This is a genomic window from Lutibacter litoralis (genome assembly GCF_014646675.1).
GTDB classification, from domain to species: domain Bacteria; phylum Bacteroidota; class Bacteroidia; order Flavobacteriales; family Flavobacteriaceae; genus Lutibacter; species Lutibacter litoralis.
This window is the reverse complement of record NZ_BMNS01000002.1, coordinates 159,930-179,187: the sequence shown is the minus strand read 5'-3', so window position 1 is coordinate 179,187 and position 19,258 is coordinate 159,930. Positions and strand designations below refer to the sequence as shown.

Genomic DNA, 19,258 nt, shown 5'->3' with positions numbered 1-19,258 from the left:
AAAAGTTGAAAGTTTATAAAGCTTGAGGTTGGTATTGAATAAACTTGTCATTATTTTAATTTTTTACGGATTCGTTTGTTTTTGCTGCTTCAGTTTTAATTTTATTTAAAGCGGTTTTGGCTTCTTCAACAACATCTTTAAACTGGGCAAAGTTTTTAATTACACTTTCTAAAATATAGGTTGCCTGATATGCGTCATTTAATTCATAATAATTGTTTGCCATAATTATTAATCCTTTTGCGGCCCAATATTTATATGCTGAATAATCTGATGCAATCTTTTGAACGATTTGATTGGAAACTCTATGACTTCCATCTTTATTTTCAAAATAAGCATTGTAATACAAGGCTTCAGCTTTTAATTCTCCAGAAGCAATCTTTTCAACTTCGTTATAAGCGTTTCTAGCCTTGGATTCATTATTAGTTTTAATTGCTGATCGTGCAATTATAATTTGTGCATCTGATTTTACGCGATTTTCTAATTTAGAATTTTTTAATACCAATTCTGCATGGGCAACGGCTTTACTATATTCTTTATTTTCGTAATAACCTTTCATTAAATTTGATTCTGCAAATGTTTTATTTTGAGGTAAATTGGCTTCTTTTTCTAGGCGTTCTAAAACAGGAATCGCTTTTTGCCAATTATTCTTTTCTAAATACACCAACGCTAATCTGGAAAGCGCGTTTTCGGTAAATTCATTTTGTTGTTGCTCTATAACATACCCATAATGAGGAATAGTTTCTTTATGTTTATCTTCAGAAAATAGCGATTGTGCTAAATAAAAATGTGCTTTTAATGCGTGTAATCCTTTCGGAAAATTTAACAAGTACTTTTTAAAACTTGAAATAGATTTGCTATGATTATTTTGCAAGTATTGCTTTTCGGCAGATTCAAACATATCATTATCTAAATCGGCATTTGAAACATTTACAAAATCAACATTTTTTATCCATCGTGCATATTCATCAACATTCCCTAAATCAACATAAATTTGACGCGCATCTTTTACAGCTTGTCTGGCTTCTGCGGTATTTGGAAATCTATTCACCACAGATTTATAAGTTGTTAATGCTTGTTCACTTTGATCGGTATTGTAATAAATTAATCCTTTTTTAAGCAACGATTTAGAAACCAATGGACTTCTTTTATAAGTAGTAATTAAATTGTCGAAACTTGCAATTGCTTGCTGATTTGCTCCCTTTTTAATATAGGAATTACCTAAAACATAAAAAGCATCATCCCTATATGTTGAACGTGCGTGCTTGTTTAAAAAGGAATTTAAAGTTTCAATTTTTAAATTTTCATTACCTGTTAAACCATAACAAATTGCTTTTTGAAACTGTGCATAATCGCCATCAATTCCATTTGTTTCAATAGCTTTGTTATAGTAGTTTATAGCGTTGGAATAATCACTATTCACAAAGTAGCCATCTGCAACTCTTAAATAACTATCGTTTTTTCTAATTTCGTCATCTATCTTTTTAGAGATGTATTTTTTAAAAGCATCAGTGGCGTTTGCATACTCTTTTTGTTTGAAGTACGCATATGCAATATTGTAATCTACATGTTCAAATTCTGCGGTATCTGAGGCTTCTGATTTTGTTTTAAAATTATTAAAATCAGTTAAGGCATCTTTAAAATTATTTAGTCTATAATTAGATTCTCCTTTCCAAAAAGTAGCTTTTGCAGTAATGGTTTTATCTAATGAAACCGTTAAAGAATTTTCAAAATTTTCTAATGCTAGTTTGTAGTTTCCTTTAGAAAAAAGTTCAACACCTCTATAAAATGCAACTTTTTGAAATAATGCTTGTTCTTTTGTTCCTTTTTTGTTTTTTAAAAATTCTAAGGCACCTTTATAATCTTTTGAAGTAATGTATGCACTAATAATTAAATCGTTAACTTCTTCTTTGTGAGTTGAATTAGGGTACAATTCTATATATTCTTGTAAAACCTCTGGTACACTTTTGTATGGATTTCCAATTTCGTAACTTAATTTTGCATAGTTTAACCAAGCATCTTTCTTAATTTCAGGCTCAAACTTCATTTGAGCTGCGTTTCTAAAAGCATTTAAAGCTTCATTTTTTTGTTCTAATTTTAAATAGCATTCAGCTAAATGGTAGTATGCATTTTGTGCTACACCATTATTTCCGTCAATTATTTTATTAAAATTATTAATAGCATTTTCAAAATCATTTTGTTTGAAATATGAATATCCTAATAAATAATAATCTGTATTGTTCCATCTTCCGCGTTTTCCTTTATAATTTTTTAGATGAGGAATTGCTTTATTATATTTTTGAAGGTTAAAATAACTTTCACCTACAATTTTAGAAATTTCAGAGTGTTCTAAACCCCTCGATTTTTCTAGTAATGGTTCTCCTTTTTCAATTGCTATTTCGAATCTTCCTAATTTAAAGTTCATATCAGCCAAATAATATGAAACATCTTTTTTAAACGAGGTATCTTCTTCAACTTCACCTAAATATTTATCAGCAGTTTCATAATCATCTTGGTTGTAAGCAATAAAACCATAGTAATATTTGGCTTGCGCACCATATTCTTGCGAGTCTAATAAATTTAAAAAGTAATTTTTAGCTTCACTATAACTTTTGGTTGCAAATAATGAATACGCATAATTGAAATTATAAGTTTCTTCTTGTTTTATAGTTAAATTAGTAGTGTTTACTTTTTTGTACCATTTTGCAGCATAGGAGTATTTTCCAACTTTAAAATAATAGTCTGCAACATCTAAAAAAGCACTATTTCTTTTAGTACTTGTTGGATATTTATCTACAAATTGTTGCATTAAATCGTCCGAGTTTCGTTGTCCTAAAACAATTGCACAATTGGCGGCGTAATATTCGCAATTTGCTTTTAGTTCTGAAGCATTATTAAATTCACTTTTTAACGCATTAAATTTATGCTGGGCTGCAACATATGCTCTGTTTTGGTATAATTCAACAGCGTGGTTATATTCTTTAAGTGGATTGGTGTAAATGGCTGATTTTTGTGCAAAAGCAGTTCCGAAGATAAAAAATATGATGAAAGGTAATACACTATTTTTATAATTCATTTTAATAAAAATTGAAAGTTTAAAACTATAATCTAATAACGCAATATTTTTTTGAAATTGCATAGACTATTTGTTTTTTTATCAAAATGTTATCACAAAAACTATTCCCTAATTATATATTTTAACCCTACAATTCTCAAATTAATTAATTATTAGTTGTTTAGATGTTGAAAAATTATAATTAAATATTTAGATTTGTTAAAAATCATTTTTAAATGCCAGAAGCGATACTTTCCTTACAAAATGCTGAAATTTTTCAACGTGAAAATTTAGTTTTATCAAACGTAAATCTTACAATAAACACGGGTGAATTTGTTTATTTAATAGGTAAAACAGGAAGTGGAAAAAGTAGTTTAATGAAAACTTTGTATGGAGATTTAAACTTAGAAAAAGGAACAGGAAGTATTGTTGGTTTTAATTTAAATACTCTAAAAGAAAAGGAAATTCCTTTTTTAAGAAGGAAGTTAGGAATTGTTTTTCAGGACTTTAAATTATTAAATGATAGAAATGTATTTGAAAATTTAAAGTTTGTTTTGAAAGCTACTGGTTGGAAAGAACCAGTAAAAATAGAGTCTAAAATTAATGAAGTTTTGGCTAAAGTTGGTATGGAAACCAAAGGATTTAAAATGGCTTTTCAACTTTCGGGAGGAGAGCAGCAACGTGTTGCAATTGCCAGAGCTTTGTTAAATGATCCAGATTTAATTTTAGCAGATGAACCAACTGGAAATCTTGATCCTGCAACATCCGTTGGTGTTATGAATGTATTGAACGAAATACACAATGCAGGAAAAACCATTTTAATGGCAACCCACGATTATGCACTTATTTTAAAATATCCACATAAAACTATTAAATGTGAAGGTGGAGAATTATTTGAAGTAGTGCAACAGAAGAGTGCTACTTAATAATGATTTCAGTATTAATTCCAATATTTAATTACAACACTACACCTCTTGTTGCATCAATTCATCAACAGTTGGAGATGTTACCTTTTAATTTTGAAATAATTTGTATTTGTGATGCTTCAACAGAATTTTTGTCTGAAAACGAATCTATCAAAAGCTATGCACACACACAGTTAATTTCATTAAAAGATAATATTGGTAGAAGTAAAATTAGAAACCTTTTGGTTGAAAAATCTAATTATAATTGGTTGTTATTTTTAGATGCAGACGTATTTCCTAAGAGTAAATTATTTATTAAGAAGTATTTAGATTTAATAGAAAATCGGCATTCTGAGGTATATTGTGGAGGTTTAATTTACAAACAAGAAAAGCCTAAAAGTGAAAAGATTTTACGGTGGGTTTATGGTAAAAAACGTGAGGAAATTTCGGTTAAGAGGAGAAAAGAAAGACCTTTTCAGTTTGTTACGGGAGCCAATATTTTAATACATAAATCGGTTTTTAATAGTCTTAGATTTAATGAAGAAATTGTTAATTATGGTTATGAAGATGTTGTGTTTATTGAAGATTTGAAATTAAATTTGATTGAGGTTAATCATATTTATAATCCCGTATTTCATTTAGGAATTGAGAACAATCTTGTTTTTTTGAAAAAAACTAAAGAAGGTCTTGAGAATTTGTATTTATTAAATTCAAAGAATATTTTAAAAGGTGAAAACTTAAAATTATTAAGAACTTTTAGAGTATTAAAAATACTAAAATTAACTTGGTTTGTTGTTTTGTTTTTTAACATATTTGAAAAGTTATTGGAATATAACTTATTGAGTAGTAAGCCATATCTTTTATTATTTGATATTTATAAAATAGGATTCTTCTGCACTGTTTATAACGCTAAAAGGGAGTAGAATTAAACTTTGGTTGCGTTTTTAACAAGAGCTTTATACACCTTTGTCCAATTTTTCCATTCATTAACTTCACTTAAAGACGAATTATGCCAAAGCGACACAAATGTTCCATTAACATTTTTAACAGCAGTTATAATATCTTTAATTTTTTGGGTTGCTTGTTCTGGAGTTAAATTTTCATAATGGTTTAAAGTGCCATCCATAATTTGAAACGGGGTAATTTGCAACTTTTCTTCTTTGTTTTTTAGAATATCAAAAAATGGATAGGTAGTGCAAATTCCTGCCCTAAAACCAACTTTGTTAGGGTATCCCATTGTGTAATCGTGTTTAATGTTATTTTTAATAAGTTGTTGGTAAGTTTCAGGATGTTTGAGCATTAAATAATGTTGCCTGCTATTAGTAACCCACTTATTTGTAATTTTCTCTAACCTGTCTTTTTCTAATTTAATTTTCTGATAATCATAATTTGAGGCATAGGAGGGATGGATTCCAATGATTGTATTTGGAATAGAAATTAATTGTTGTATTAATTTTGTTAAAACCTTCTTTTTATGTGAAATGTTTTTATCCAATTTAGCATAATCACCTAAATTTATAAAATATAAGTTTTTTGTATTAAATTGAGTCTGGAGCTTTATTATTTTAGCGTAGGTATTGTAAAGATCTTCATTTTTATAAATATAGTTAAACCTATTTTTTACTTCCGAAAAATTTAGTTGAACTAAAGCTTTTAAAAAACCTCCAAAAAAACGAAAAAAACCTTTTCCTTTATAAGCATACGCAACATCTATATCTATAGAGTTTATAAAGTTATATTTTAAAATTGTAAAATCTGAATTTGGATACTTTTTAATGATTTCTTTTTTCAATTCTTGTGCCCATATATTAGCTACTGGAATTTCTAAAAAGTTGTTTTTGAAAGCAACAGAATCTCTAGCTTTAAATCGATTATGATTGTCGAGTTCTGTAGTAAAATATTCCTCGTACCTGCTTACTATATAAAAAGTACTTGCAAAAATATCGTAATTAAAAACTGTATTATCATTGGTTTTAAAGTAATAAGGAATAGTATCTATCCAATCAACTTTAATGAGTTGTTGTTTTAAATTGTTTTCAAAAAGAATTGAATGAGGTTTTACAGAAATACAATTATTAAGTGAGCGATTGCTATAATTTATTCTAATTGAATCTTTGCATTTATTAAATTTTTCAAAATTTACAAGAGAATAGTTAACCTTTAAAATGCTTTTAAAAATTACATTTAAAGTATAAGTTAATCTATTTGATATGTTATCACTATAAACAATTATCATTTTAGATTGTTGTATATGTTTTTTAAGTGTTCACTTTCATTTTCCCAATTATAAATATTTGCAGTTTTAATTAGGTTTTGGCACCATTTAGAATACAATTTTTTATTTTTAAAGATAGCAGATATACACGTAGCAATTTCTTTAGGGTTATGCGTTTCAATTACTTTTCCAATATTGTTGTTTTCTACAATTTCTTTAATAATTTTTCTATTTGAAACAAGTAATGGCGTTCCTGCCTGAATGTAATCAAATATTTTATTAGGTAAACTAAATTCGTAATTTAGGTTTGTATTTTTATCTAAAGATAGCCCAAGATCTGCAATTTGAGTATATTTCATCAATTCTAAATAAGGCATTTTAGGAAGTATAAAAACTTTTTCTTCTATATTTAGGTCTTTTATTTTGTTTTTTAAAGTACCAATAACATCTCCAGAACCAATTATGTATAATATGCAGTTTTCTATATACTGCATTGCTTCAACAGCTTCTTCGGCTCCTCTATCTACATTTATTCCAGCACCTTGTAGAATGAGCATCTTTTTTGCTCCTTTTATTTTTTCAGCAAAAGATTCAAGATGTACCTTTTTGTAATATTTGGGTGCTAGATTTCTAATTACGTTTACAGGAATATTATATTTCGTAGTATAAATTTGTGCTATTTCAGAATTTACAGTATAACAATTCTTAATATGTGGCAGTATATTCTTTTCTAGTGTTAACCAGAATTTTTTAATAAAAGGTCTGTTATTTAGTTCAGGAACTTCAGTAAATAATTCGTGACTATCATACACTAATTTTGATTTAAAAATCTTACTGATTAAAAAGTTAGGAAGCAATGTATCCAAATCATTACTTAATAAAATGTTTTTTTTTGTAAAAAATAATTTAAAGAACAAACGTAAATTATATTCAGCATAAAATAAAAAACCGTGATTAAATAAAAGTTTAAATCGAAACGTATTATAGTTCCTATTTAAATTTTCGCTGTTTTTAAATTTTCTGCCAATTAATAAAACTTTAAATCCCATTTCAGATAAAGTATTGCAAACTTTATCTACGCGTTGGTCTGTGGTTAAATCGTTTGTTACAGAAACAATTATAAGTTTCAATTTTATATTTTTTAGTGGTGTTCTTTAATTGTTTGTTTTCCTTTTATAATTAAATAGTAAATATTTGCCATTATAATAAAAGTATTGGTGATAATAATTGGCCAAGATATGGCTAGCATAAAACCGTAAACTACAAACAATAATGCCCCAATAGAGTTTATAATCCGAAGTGTTGATAAATTTTTCATTAAGAATGAAATAATAAGAGCCAAGGAAGCTAAATAGCCAACCCATTCAGTGTATGAGATATTAAAAAGCATATTTTTATATTTTAGAAATACAAATATAAATGAAAAGAAAGGAGTTTTTGTTTAAAAAAGGAAGGTTTATAAAAAAGAAACCTCACTCAAAAATGAGTGAGGAAAATTGCTATGAAAAAGATTGATAAATCTTGCGACTTATCAGGTACAAAGATACTAATTAATTTAGAAATACTCATTTTTTTTTGTTAAAAAATTATTAAATAAATTTAATTAGTTTTCTTTTAGTGCACCGCTTGGTAAATTAAATTGTGAATTTCGGATCTTATATCTTTTTCTATAAGTTTATTATTACTCATTACAGGGTATACTCTATTTGATAAAAATACATAAAGAAGCCCATTATCTGGATCTGCCCAAGCAAAGGTTCCTGTAAAACCGCTATGCCCAAAGCTGTTAGCAGAGGCATATTTACTACTTGCTTTAATTTCTGGGTCTAAACTAGGCTTATCAAAACCAAGCCCTCTTCTTATGCTGTCCTTTTCATAATATCGATGGTTAAATTTATCAATTGTTTTACTTTCAAAATATCTTTTACCCCCATAAAATCCTTTTTGTAAATACATTTGCATCATCTTGGCAACATCATTAGAATTTGAAAATAATCCAGCGTTTCCACTGACTCCATTCATCATTCCTGCACCCATGTCATGAACATCGCCCCTCAAGATTTGATGTCTGTAATAATCGTCAATCTCAGTAGGGGCTATTTCGGTTGCGTTAAATTTTTCTAAAGGATTGTAACCTAATGACGTTGCGCCTAAAGGCAAATAGAAATTTTCATGGTTTAATTCATTCATTTCTTTATGAAAAGTATCTTTAATGTATTTTTTAAACAAGTAAAATAGAAGCCCGCTGTATCTATATCCTTCAGTTTTTCTTTGAGGAGCTTCAGCAATTTTCTTGTAAATAGAATCGGTATAAGAATTAATTAAGAATAAATTTTCAGCAACTTTAATTGAAAATTCATCACTTCTAATTGTTCTATATAAGTTGTTATAAGGAACTTTTGAAATACTATCAACGGTTTCTAAATAATATGGAATCCAAGGTTTTATTTTACCTACATGAGATAAAGCTTCTGTTATAGTAATTGTATCTTTATTAGAGCCTTTTAAATAAGGCAACAATTCACCAAGAGTATTTTCTAAGTTAAATAAACCCATCTCTTCGCTTTTCATTATCATTGGAAGACCTCCTAAAATTTTTGTTACCGAAGCCAAATCGTATAAATCGGTTAATTTTACGGGTTGTTTTTTATCATAGGTATGGTAACCAAAACTTTTATGATAAACTACTTTTCCATAACGAGCCACTAACACTTGTCCGCCAGGTGCCATTGTTGAATCTACAACCATAGTTGTTAAAGAATCTATTTTAGAAAGTAATTTACTGTCCATGTCCACATCTTCAGGAATGGTATAGGATAATCTCATTAAATTTGAAGTTGTTATTCCAGTTCCTTCTGGAAAAGCATGGTTTATAGAAACTGGCAATTTTCCTTTTATCTCTATTGCTCCAAAAATCATTTGAGCTGAAATTTCTTGAGATGCTTTACTGTTTTGATAGGAAACTAAAACCGCTTCTATATGATTAAAATCTTGAATATCTAAAAGGGTATACGGACTTGCAAAAACATCAAGGATAACTTTGTTGTTTTTAGAGATTTCTTTTAGCCAAGTAAGCTCTTTTTCAGACATTTTAAAACTTTTCCAGGGAGTTTCATTGGATTTATGATAACCAATAATAACGGTTGTATAAGGTTTTAATTTTTGAAGTAATACGGATAAATTTTCCTCTGAAATTACATCAACTTGCGTGTACTTTTTTAAGGTAGTTGTAAAATCAACATTGTCAGAATCACCTAGTTTTACATATGCAATCTTATTATTAGTGAGTTCTTTTATAGGTACAATTGCTTTTTTATTTTGAACAAGCGTTATAGCATCTTTCATTAAAGTATTGTAAAGTAGCTGGTCTTTTACTGTAATTATATCATCTTGAATTCCTATTTTATTTATAGGTTCAAAGTTATTTAAACCAACCCAATATTTAGCTTTTAGTATTTTTCTAACAGATTCATCAAGTCGTTTTTCTGTAAATAGGTTATTTTTAAGCGCTCTTTTTATTTTTTTTACTGCTGCTTTTACATCTTCAGGAATTAGTAACATATCATTTCCGGCTAAAAAAGCTGCTAAATCAATGTCGCCAGGCTTAGCATAATTTGCAGCACCTTTCATATTTAAAGCATCTGTAAATATGAGCCCATTATAACCCATTTTTTCTTTTAAAAGTTCTGTAATAACTTTATATGAAATAGAAGTTGGTAATCCAGTTTTAGGTTCTAAGGCCGGTACATTTAAATGTGCTACCATTACACTAGCTAAATTGGTTTTAAACAATTCTTTATATGGAAACAATTCAATTGAATCTAGTCGTTCTATACTAAAATCAAGAAAAGGAAGTGTTTTATGAGAATCTGTTGAAGTGTCACCATGACCAGGGAAATGTTTGGCATTTGCTAAAACTCCTCTTCGTTGCATTCCATTGGTAAATGCAATTGATTTTTCAGTCACATTATATTTGTTTTCACCAAAGGAACGATTTCCAATAATTGGATTTTCAGGATTTGTGTTGATATCAACCACGGGAGCGAAATTAATATGGATTCCTATTCTTTTGCAATGCTCTCCTAATCGTTCTCCAAACTGCTCAATTAGTTTATTATTTCGAACAGCACCTAAAGTCATATTCCAAGGATATCTAAACGAATTTTTTAAACGCATATTTAAACCCCATTCACCATCGAAACCAATTAATAAAGGGATATTGGAAGTTGATTGATAGTAATTTGTTAATTCAGCCTGTTTTTCAGGCGTTCCTTGCATAAAAATTAAGCCACCAACATGGTACTTTTTAATCATTTTTTTTATGTAGGCTTTATGTTTTCTATCTTTATTTGAATAAGCTTGAATCATAAAAAGCTGACCAATTTTTTCATCTAAGCTTAATTTATTCATAGTGTTTTCAACCCACTTTTCTTGATTTTCAAGATCGGTTGTTAGTAAAGGGTCAATTTGTTGTCCATAACTTTTAATTAGCAATAAGAATAGACTTAAAATTATTATTTTTTTCATTTTAACTTAGATTTTATTTGTTTAATAGAACGCCAGTTCCGTTTAATTTAGAAAATACAATGTTCCCATTATTTAATGTAACTCCTTTAGCAATATCATTTTTAAGTAATAGTGCTCCATCCATATCTACATAATCTAATAATGGTGTTAAATGTGCAATTGCTGAAATGCCTACGGAAGATTCTGTCATACAACCAATCATAGTTTTTAAACCTAAAGATTTTGCTTTAGTAATCATTCTTTTTGCAGGTGTTAAGCCACCGCATTTCATCAGCTTTACATTTATACCATGAAAGTGATTATAACATTTTTCAACATCAGTTTCAACAATGCAACTTTCATCGGCTATAATTGGTAAATGTGAATTTTCGTAAACAACTTTTGCCCCTTTCCAATTATCAACTGGAAGGGGTTGTTCAATAAATTCTACACCTAATTTTTTTAATTCAACAGAGTTTTTTACTGTTTCTGTAACGTCCCAACCGCAATTTGCATCAATTCTAAAAATTGAATTTGAATGTTTTCTTAATTCAGTAACAATTTGAATATCATCTTTTGTTCCTAGTTTAATTTTGTAAATTGGCCAAGGTACTTCCTTCATTTTTGAAGTCATTTTTTCAACAGAATCAATTCCAATCGTATAATTGGTTAGAGGCATATTTTCAGGTTTAAAATTCCAATACTCATAAAGTTTTAGGTTTTTTAAACGACTGTATAAATCATTATAAGCTTCATCTAGAGCACATAATAAGAACATATTATTTGCAAAATAGGGAAGTAGATATGTCCAATATTCTTCTGGAGTTTGATTGGAAAAAGCTTCAATAATCTTATGATTCTCAATAAGTTCTTCTTCAAATTTTTCTACGGTTGTATTGTAGTAAGGATTAGCAGTTGCTTCTCCAAAACCCGATTTTCCATTATGTGAAAGCTCTACAATTATTGAAGGAATTTCCGTTCTTGTTCCTCTTGATATTGTAAACGGGTGCCTTAGCTTTAATTTAAAAGTGTGAATAATTAGTTTCATTATAATAAAGCTTCTTTTAAAATTGTAATGGGATGTTTAGAATTAACATTTGTGCCATCTTTAATTTGATGTCTGCAGCTTGTTCCTGAAGCAGCTATAATTGTTTCTTTACCCGCATTTCTTATTTTTGGAAATAAAGTATCTTCTCCAACCTGCATACTTATTTGGTAATGCTCTTTTTCATACCCAAAAGAGCCTGCCATACCACAACAGCCTGAATTTAAAATAGTAACACTATAATTTTTAGGAATTGTTAACATTTTAAAAGTAGGTTCTGTGCTACTTAATGATTTTTGTTGACAATGACCATGAATTTTTAGCGTTGCTGTTTTTGTTGTAAAACTTTTAGAAGAGATATTATTTTTCTCAAATTCTTGTTTTATAAATTCTTCAATAGTAAAAGTGTTTTTTGAAATTTCTTTAGCAGCATCTTTATCATCAGCCAATCTTAAATATTCATCTCTAAATGACAAAATTGCGGAAGGTTCTATTCCAACAAGAGGTTTGCTGTTAGTTATCTTAGCTTTAAAAAAATCAACATTGAAATCTGCTTTTTCTTTAGCTTTGTCTAAAATCCCTTTTGAAATAAAGCTTCTACCGCTTTCTTCGTGTTTAGTAATGGTTACTTTATAACCAAGTTTTGTTAATAATTCAATGGTGTCAATACCGATACTGGCATCGTAATAATTTGTAAACTCATCGACAAATAAGTATAACTCACCAAATTTTACTGGTTGTTCTGAAAGCCTTTTTTTGTTCTTTTTGTACCAGCTATAAACCGTTGTTTTTGCTAATTTAGGAATGCTTCTTTCTGTAGCAATTCCCATTATTTTTTTAGTAAGCTTAGTGTTTAATATTAAATTGGTAAATGTGGGTGTTAGACTTCCTAATTTATTCCATTTAACATTATCTGCAAATAGTTGAGTTCTAAACGGAACTCCGTTTTCTTTGTAATATTGATGTAGAAACTCAGCCTTTAATGCTGCTATATCTACATTACTTGGGCATTCACTGGCACATGCTTTACAGCTTAAACATAAATCAAAAACATCATATAACTCTTTGTGGTTAAATTTATTTTGTTGATTAGAGTTTGTTAAAAATTCTCTTAAAGCGTTGGCTCTAGCTCGTGTAGTATCCTTTTCGTTTTTGGTAGCTCTATAGCTTGGGCACATAGTTCCGCCAGCTTCTGGAAGCTTTCTACAATCGCCAGAACCATTACATTTTTCTGTAGCTCTTAAAATACCTAAACTATCTGAAAAATCTTGTATAGTTTCAATTTTAGGTTCTTTCCTATCGGCTTGATAACGCAAACTTTCATCCATTGGAAACGGATCCACAATTTTACCTTTATTGAAGATGTTATTTGGGTCAAAAGTTTGTTTAATGCGTTTTAAAAGTTCATAATTTTTTGCTCCAATCATTTGAGGAATAAACTCAGCTCTTACAATTCCATCACCATGTTCACCGCTAAATGATCCTCCATATTTTTTTACTAAATGGGCAGTTTTAGAAGTTATTTCTCTAAATAAAGCAACATCTTCTTTCTTTTTTAAATTAAGTATTGGACGTAAATGTAATTCACCAGCACCAGCATGTGCGTAATACACAGCTTCTTGTCCGAAATCTTCCATCATTTTAGTGAATTCTGCAATGTAATTTGGAAGGTCTTTTACTGTTACAGCTGTATCTTCAATACAAGCCACGGCTTTATTGTCTCCAACAATATTACCTAATAAACCTAGACCAGCTTTTCTTAAGTTTACAGCCTTATCAATGTCATTATTAACTAATTTAGGAAACGCATACCCGAAATTTTTAGCTTTTAAATCGTTAATTAATTCATCTGCTTTTTTATTGGATTCCTCTTCAGAATTAGTGCAGATTTCTAACATTAAAATAGCTTTTGGATCACCTTCAACAAAGAACCTATTTTTAAGTTGTTCTCGATTGTTTTTTGTGCAATCTAAAATGGTTTTATCCATTAGTTCACACGTAAATAAATTATGTTTCATTGCAATAACAACAGCTTCCATGCTTTCTTGGATGCTGCTAAAATGAGCTGCAATCATAATGTTTTTTGAGGGAGGTAATGGGTTTAACTTTAAAGTTATTTCTGTGGTAAAAGCTAATGTTCCTTCGCTTCCAGTTAAAAGTGTTGCTAAATTTATGGTTTCATTTTCACCTCCAAATTCTTCATAATTTAATAGTTCATCAATTGGATAACCATTATTTCTTCTGTGGATACTTTTCTTAGGAAACTGATTTATAATTTCTTGTTGATTATCTTTATTGGATAATTCATCAAAAACAGCCTTATATATGTTATTTTCTAAAGAATTTCCAAGCTGCTTTTGTTGAAATTGTTGAGAGGTTAATTCATTAAAAGTTACTTCAGAACCATCGCTTAAAATTGTCTTTAATTCAATAACTTTATCTCTTGTAACACCATATTTTATTGAGGTTGTTCCAGATGAATTATTTCCAACCATACCACCAATCATACAACGATTACTTGTTGAGGTGTTCGGTCCAAAAAATAATCCGTATGGTTTTAAAAAGTCGTTTAATTCGTCTCTAATTACTCCAGATTGAACAGTAACTGTTTTAGCGTGTTCATTAAATGCAATAATTTTGGTGAAATGTTTAGAAATATCAACAACTAAACCGTCACCAACACATTGTCCTGCTAAAGATGTTCCAGCAGCCCTAGGAATTAGGGAGAAGTTGTTTTCTGCAGCAAAACTAATAAGTAATTTTATATCGTCGTTATTTTTAGGATATGCAACTCCTAATGGTATTTTTCTATATACGGAAGCATCTGTTGCATAAATACTTTTATGCAAATTGTCAAAAAAAACCTCTCCTGATAATAAATTTGCTAATTGGTTTAAGTCTATTGTTTTTGTAGACATAAAAATATGTTTTAAGAAGTATAAATAATTCCGCTACTATGATCTTTACTTGCTCCGGTAACGCTTTTTAAGCAGTTGTTTTTTTCTTCATCTTTTAAATAACCCAACAAGGCAAAAACTAAAGCCTCTTTATAATCTATAATACTATTTTCAGGAATTATTAATTCAGTTTTTGTGAACTCTTTTAATCTTTCTATTAAAAAAATATTAAAGGCACCACCTCCAGTAATTAACATTCTTTTTGAAGAATCTGAAGCAATCTTTTTAGCTATTTGTTGAGCAATATGTTCTACAAAAGTTCTTAAAATATCTTTTATTTCGAGGTTGTATTTGTTTATAATAGGGAAAATTGTTTCTAAAATAAACTCATAACCTAAAGATTTTGGTTTAGAATCGTTGTAAAAAGGCAAAGAGTTTAGTTCGTTTAATAAAGTAGTATCTATATTTCCTTTTGACGCAATTTCACCATTTTCATCATATTCAAGGTCTAATGAATTTACATAATGGTTCATAACAATATTTACAGGGCAAATATCAAAAGCAATTCGTTGGTTATTTTTATTCATAGAAATGTTTGAAAAGCCTCCTAAGTTTAGACAATAATCGTATTCAGAAAATAATAGTGCATCTCCAATTGGAACTAAAGGAGCACCTTGACCGCCCAGGGCAACATCTTGTGTACGAAAATCACAAATTGTTTTTATACCAGTAATTGTGTTGATATATGGTCCATTTCCAATTTGAAGCGTATAATTGTCACTTGGGTTGTGGTAAATTGTATGTCCGTGGGAAGCTATAAAGTCTAAATTTTCAATGTTATTTTCGGTAATAAATTTTTTTAGAGTATTACCTAAATAAATCCCATAATCGGCATCGAGTTTAGTAAGTGCTTCGCCTGATATGTGAAAGCCGTTTTTTAGCATATTTTTCCAATCTGGATTGTACGGAATTGTAACTGCTTTTAGTATTTCAAATTGATATGAAGTTTGAGAATCAATTTTAAGATAAGCAATATCCAGCCCGTCTAGTGAGGTGCCGCTCATAACACCAAGACAGTATTTTGTTTTATTTTTCATACTATAAAAATTAAATTTTATAATTATCTAAGGCATTTTTTACACTTTTATATTGATTTAAAAGTGAAGCTGCTAATTCTTGATCTATATGCAATTCATCCATTAACATTAACACTCCACGATTTACGAGTTTTGCATTGGATAATTGCATATGAACCATTTTATTGTCTTTAACCCTGCCAAGCTTAATCATTACAGAAGTTGTTATCATGTTCAATACTAACTTTTGTGCTGTTCCAGATTTCATTCTAGTACTTCCAGTTACAAATTCTGGACCAACTACAATTTCAATAGGCAAATCTGCAACTTTAGCTACAGGACTGTTTGTATTGCAAACGATGCAACCAGTAATAATTCCATTCTTTTTTGCAGTTTCAAGACCTCCAATAACATATGGGGTAGTACCAGAAGCTGCAATTCCAACCAAAACATCTTTATCTGAAATATTGTAATTTTGCAAATCTTCCCAAGCTAATGTGGTATTATCTTCGGCATTTTCAACAGCTTTTCTCAGTGCAAAATCGCCACCAGCAATTAAACCAATTACCCAATTGTCGGGAACACCAAAGGTTGGTGGGCATTCTGAGGCATCTAAAACACCTAATCTTCCACTTGTTCCTGCTCCAATATAAAAAAGGCGTCCTCCATTTTTCATTTTAGTATAAATGGCATCAACCAATCTTTCAATTGAAGGAAGGGTTTTTTCTACAGCATATGGAACAGTTTTATCTTCATTATTTATATTTGAGAGTAACTCTAAAGTACTCATCTTTTCAAGGTTATTATAATTTGAAGCTTGTTCTGTGGTTGGTTTATTTTTCATTTTTAGTTGTTACAATAATTAAACTTAGTATTGTTAAAAGGGCATTTACCAATATATTCATAAATCCTAAATCAAAAGAGAATTTTGTTATAAAAAGGTAATTTAAATAATAAGTAAGAAGTGGCATAAGAACGCATATAAATGGAACCGCAGCATCTTTTATTTTTAATTTGGTAAAAATACCAAATAAATAGAGTCCCAACAAAGGTCCGTAAGTATAGCCAGCTACTTTGAAAATTGTTGAAATTACATCTCCCTTACTTTCAGAAAATAACATAATAATTGTGAAAATCAGAATTGAAAAACCTAATAGGACTTTGTTTTTTAATCTTTTTTGATCTTTTGAATTTTTATGTTGAATATCTAAAAAGTCATGTGTGAATGATGTGGTTAAAGCTGTTAATGATGAGTCTACACTTGAAAATGAAGCGGCCGTTATTCCTAAAATAAAACTAACACTAGCAATAATTCCAAAGTGATTTAGAGATAACATTGGAAATAGATCATCAGTATTTATAAATTTTCCATCTAAAATTTCTAATTGAATCCCAAATTTTTCAGCATATAAATAGAGCATTACTCCAAGTCCTAAAAATAAGAATTGAGCTATTGCTAAAAATAAACTAAAAGTTAAAATATTTCTTTGGGCTTCTTTTTTATTTTTACAAGTTAGCGTTTTTTGCATCATATTTTGGTCTAGTCCAATCATAGCAACTGCAATTAAAAAACCTGAAATAAATTGTTTAAAGAAGTTAGATCCAGAATTAAAATCCCAATCGAAAATTTTAAAATATTTGTGATTAGTTACAGAGGTGATTGTTTCTGAAATATCTAAATTTAATGACGTTTTTACAACATATATTGAAACAATTGCGGCTAATAGTAAAAAAAATGTTTGAAGCGTATCTGTCCATACAATTGTTTTAATACCAGATTTATGGGTGTAAAACCAAATGAGTATTAAAATTAGGATTACGGTAATGTAGAATGGAACATTAAAAGCATCAAATACTGCAAATTGTAATATTTTTGCCGCAAGTAATAAGCGAAGTGCTGCACCAAATGATTGTGAAATTAAAAAAAATAGGGAACCTGTTTTATAGGTTTTAACACCAAACCTGGTTTCAAGATATGTATATATAGAAATTAGTTTTAGATCATAATAGATAGGTAAAAGAACATATGTAATAAATACATAGCCCACTACATTTCCAAAAACAAATTGTAAATAGTAAAAATAATTTGTGCCAACCATTCCTGGTATTGATACAAATGTGACTCCAGACATTACAGCGCCAATCATTCCAAAGGCAACAACTTGCCATGGAGATTTTCTATCGCCAGTATAAAAAGAAGCATCACTTGAATTTTTTGAAGTGAGGTGAGAAATTAGCATGAGTATTCCAAAATAGGAAGCGATGATTATTAAAATTAGTGTAGCGCTCATTAATATAATTTTATTTCGTTAAGTTGTAATTTAAATTCTTTAAGATCCTCAAAAGAGTCAAGTATTTCAATTTTTTCATTATTTTCAACCCAGTGTCTTAATTTATCAGTACCGTTAAGAATATCAATAGGGAGTTGTGTGTGGTTGTACTCGTAAGGAGGGTTTTTCCATTGAAAATCATTTCCTAAAGCGTGGTATAATTCTCTAATAATAAATTGTCCAACTCTCCATGGTCTAAACGTTTTTTTATTTGTAATATGAATTTGAAAACCACCACAAACTATATTACAGTGTTTTTGAAAAGTAGGAAGAAATGTTATAGGCCTTATTTTAAAACCTTTTAATTTAGAATCTTTTATACTTTGTTCAAAGTGTTTTATATAAAGAGAATAAGGTTCAATTTTTGGATGCCCAACAATTTCTAAAGGTTGAGATGTTCCTCGGCCCTCACTTAAATTAGTGCCTTCAAATAAAACTGTTGCAGGAAATGTGCAGGCGCTTTCTGCTCTTGCAAGATTTGGTGAAGGTAAAATCCAAGGTAATTTTGTATTCTCAAAAAACATTTCTCGCTTCCAGTTAAGCATTTTTATTACTTTAAGGTTTGTTTTTTCTGTAGCCCATAAGCTTTGATGCATTAAAGCGACTTCACCAATAGTCATTCCATGTCTCATAGGAATAGGGTGAAGGCCTACAAATGATTCAAATTGTTTTTCTAAAATATTTCCTTCAATGTCTATACCATTTATTGGGTTTGGACGATCAAGAACAATTACTTCAATATTTTTATTTGAGCATTTATCAAGTAAGAGAGTTAGGGTATAAATATATGTATAGACTCTACAACCAACATCTTGTAAATCAACAAATAAATGGTCTATACCTTCAAGCATTTTATCTGTAGGAATTCGTGTTTCAGAGTAAAGAGAATATATAGGAATGTTAAAATACGGATGAATGGAGTGATCAGTTTCAATCATATTATCTTGAACATCAGTTGAGAATCCATGTTGAGGACCAAAAACCTTAATAAATCGGGAATTAAATATTTCTTTAAATTTTAAAATGGCATGTGAAAATGTTGAATCAACAGAAGCATTATGACAAAGTAAACCAACATTCCCTTTAAAAGTTTTTTGAATTTCTTTATCATGTATTAATACATCTAAACCTGTGAATACTTTCATAATTTTTATTAATATTTCATCATTTTTTGAATTTTATTTAGGGCAACAAATTTTGTTGCCCTAAATAAAAAATATCCAAATAACTAA

At 29.1% G+C, this 19,258-nt stretch carries 13 protein-coding genes; 2 read left to right on the top strand and 11 right to left on the bottom strand.

Going from position 1 to position 19,258, the window contains the following annotated elements; genetic code table 11:
- Positions 1-55: 55 nt before the first annotated feature.
- Complete coding sequence (locus IEW75_RS03555) at positions 56-3,136, bottom strand: tetratricopeptide repeat protein (RefSeq protein WP_308423301.1); 3,081 nt, start codon at positions 3,134-3,136, stop codon at positions 56-58.
- Positions 3,137-3,288: 152 nt separating this feature from the next.
- On the opposite strand from IEW75_RS03555, the gene IEW75_RS03550 reads away from it, so the two are divergent.
- Both IEW75_RS03550 and IEW75_RS03545 read left to right on the top strand, forming a co-directional pair.
- Positions 3,289-3,978 carry a cell division ATP-binding protein FtsE gene (locus tag IEW75_RS03550; protein WP_134247458.1) on the top strand — a complete coding sequence of 230 codons (690 nt, stop codon included), beginning with the start codon at positions 3,289-3,291 and terminating at the stop codon, positions 3,976-3,978.
- Between the two features lie 2 nt (positions 3,979-3,980).
- A complete protein-coding gene (locus IEW75_RS03545; protein WP_134247459.1) occupies positions 3,981-4,880 on the top strand; it encodes a glycosyltransferase family 2 protein in 900 nt (299 codons plus the stop codon).
- Positions 4,881-4,882: 2 nt separating this feature from the next.
- Here the strand turns inward: IEW75_RS03545 and IEW75_RS03540 are convergent, their stop codons facing one another.
- The 10 genes from IEW75_RS03540 to IEW75_RS03495 form a co-directional block, all read right to left on the bottom strand.
- A complete protein-coding gene (locus IEW75_RS03540; RefSeq protein ID WP_134247460.1) occupies positions 4,883-6,193 on the bottom strand; it encodes a polysaccharide deacetylase family protein in 1,311 nt (436 codons plus the stop codon).
- Positions 6,190-7,302 (bottom strand): glycosyltransferase, encoded by a 1,113-nt coding sequence (locus tag IEW75_RS03535; RefSeq protein ID WP_134247461.1) that lies wholly within the window; start codon positions 7,300-7,302, stop codon positions 6,190-6,192. Before IEW75_RS03535 ends, IEW75_RS03540 begins: the two co-directional genes overlap by 4 nt.
- 11 nt (positions 7,303-7,313) lie before the next feature.
- Positions 7,314-7,562, bottom strand: a complete 249-nt coding sequence (locus IEW75_RS03530; protein WP_134247462.1) for a uroporphyrinogen decarboxylase — start codon at positions 7,560-7,562, stop codon at positions 7,314-7,316.
- 224 nt (positions 7,563-7,786) lie between these two features.
- Complete coding sequence (locus IEW75_RS03525; protein WP_134247463.1) at positions 7,787-10,699, bottom strand: serine hydrolase domain-containing protein; 2,913 nt, start codon at positions 10,697-10,699, stop codon at positions 7,787-7,789.
- A gap of 13 nt (positions 10,700-10,712) precedes the next feature.
- Entirely contained in the window at positions 10,713-11,726 is a 1,014-nt protein-coding gene (locus tag IEW75_RS03520) for a dipeptide epimerase (protein ID WP_134247464.1), read from the bottom strand.
- Positions 11,726-14,641, bottom strand: coding sequence for an FAD-binding and (Fe-S)-binding domain-containing protein (locus IEW75_RS03515; protein WP_134247465.1), 2,916 nt, complete (start codon positions 14,639-14,641; stop codon positions 11,726-11,728). Before IEW75_RS03515 ends, IEW75_RS03520 begins: the two co-directional genes overlap by 1 nt.
- A gap of 11 nt (positions 14,642-14,652) precedes the next feature.
- Complete coding sequence (locus IEW75_RS03510) at positions 14,653-15,717, bottom strand: anhydro-N-acetylmuramic acid kinase (RefSeq protein ID WP_134247466.1); 1,065 nt, start codon at positions 15,715-15,717, stop codon at positions 14,653-14,655.
- Between the two features lie 10 nt (positions 15,718-15,727).
- On the bottom strand, positions 15,728-16,540 hold the full coding sequence (murQ, locus tag IEW75_RS03505) for an N-acetylmuramic acid 6-phosphate etherase (RefSeq protein ID WP_134247467.1): 813 nt from the start codon (positions 16,538-16,540) through the stop codon (positions 15,728-15,730).
- Positions 16,530-17,987: a sodium:solute symporter gene (locus tag IEW75_RS03500; protein WP_134247468.1), complete on the bottom strand. Its 1,458-nt coding sequence runs from the start codon at positions 17,985-17,987 to the stop codon at positions 16,530-16,532. Before IEW75_RS03500 ends, murQ begins: the two co-directional genes overlap by 11 nt.
- On the bottom strand, positions 17,987-19,171 hold the full coding sequence (locus tag IEW75_RS03495; RefSeq protein WP_134247469.1) for an exo-beta-N-acetylmuramidase NamZ family protein: 1,185 nt from the start codon (positions 19,169-19,171) through the stop codon (positions 17,987-17,989). Before IEW75_RS03495 ends, IEW75_RS03500 begins: the two co-directional genes overlap by 1 nt.
- Positions 19,172-19,258: the final 87 nt, after the last annotated feature.